Source organism: Mesorhizobium sp. M7A.F.Ca.CA.002.05.1.1 (assembly GCF_003998335.1).
Taxonomy (GTDB): domain Bacteria; phylum Pseudomonadota; class Alphaproteobacteria; order Rhizobiales; family Rhizobiaceae; genus Mesorhizobium.
The window spans coordinates 1-845 of sequence record NZ_RZQI01001447.1 but is presented as its reverse complement, the minus strand read 5'-3'; the positions used below and the strand labels follow the sequence as shown (position 1 = coordinate 845).

The 845-nt window shown below is 61.8% G+C and carries 1 tRNA gene and 1 pseudogene; one reads left to right on the top strand and one right to left on the bottom strand.

Annotated features, from left to right (window positions below):
* A pseudogene (locus tag EN939_RS36255) lies at positions 1 to 304 on the top strand (deaminase); the annotation flags it as partial.
* 64 nt (positions 305 to 368) lie between these two features.
* Here EN939_RS36255 and EN939_RS36250 read toward each other — a convergent pair.
* Positions 369 to 444: transfer RNA gene (locus tag EN939_RS36250), tRNA-Lys, on the bottom strand.
* Between the last annotated feature and the right edge of the window lie 401 nt (positions 445 to 845).

Here is an 845-nt window from a genome sequence, read left to right as displayed (position 1 = left end):
CGCCCGGCGCGCGGCGGCGGCCTACGAGCCGGAGTCCCTGTGGCAATGCACGCTGGTCTCAACCTTCGAGCCGTGCGCCATGTGCGCCGGCACGATGTATTGGGCCAATATCGGGCGGCTGGTTTACGGGATCGAGGAGACCGAGCTGCTGGCGCTCACCGGGGATCACGCTGAGAATCCGACGATGAGCCTCTCTTCGCGCACCGTCCTCGGCTCCGGCCAGAAAAAGATCGAGGTCTTTGGCCCCTTCCCCGAAATCGCCGACGAATTGCTCGCACCGCACCGCGATTTCTGGAAGCGTTGACGGCTTCCCCGCCCGTTATGGTGTGCCCTTCCCGAGAGATGGGTGACAGTTCATCGGGTGGATTTGGTGAGCGCGATGGGATTCGAACCCATGACCTACTGATTAAAAGTCAGTTGCTCTACCGGCTGAGCTACGCGCTCCCGCGGGCGAAAGGCGGCCCTCGAAATTGCGCGGAACATAGGGAGAGTGCCTCGACCGGTCAACCGGAAAAAGAGAGCTCGCAAACACGGGTGGCTTCGGCCTGTCGCGACACTTGCCAGCCGCGCCACCGGTGGGAGAACAGCCAAGGGAACACTGGCATTTCTGCCCGACAGCGGCATCCAGTCTGGGGAACAATTGTATGCGCCGCTCGTTTTCCCGGCACAGGGACGTCCGCCAAAACCATCGAGGAGAAAACCAATGAACAGAATCACAACGAGCCTTCTGGCGGCCACTCTCTCCGCCACATTCGTTGCGGCGGAGGCCGTGTCGGTTAACGCCCAATCGAACTATGTGCCGCAATCCCAGGTCGCGGTGCCGGATGTGCAGACAGTCCAGTACC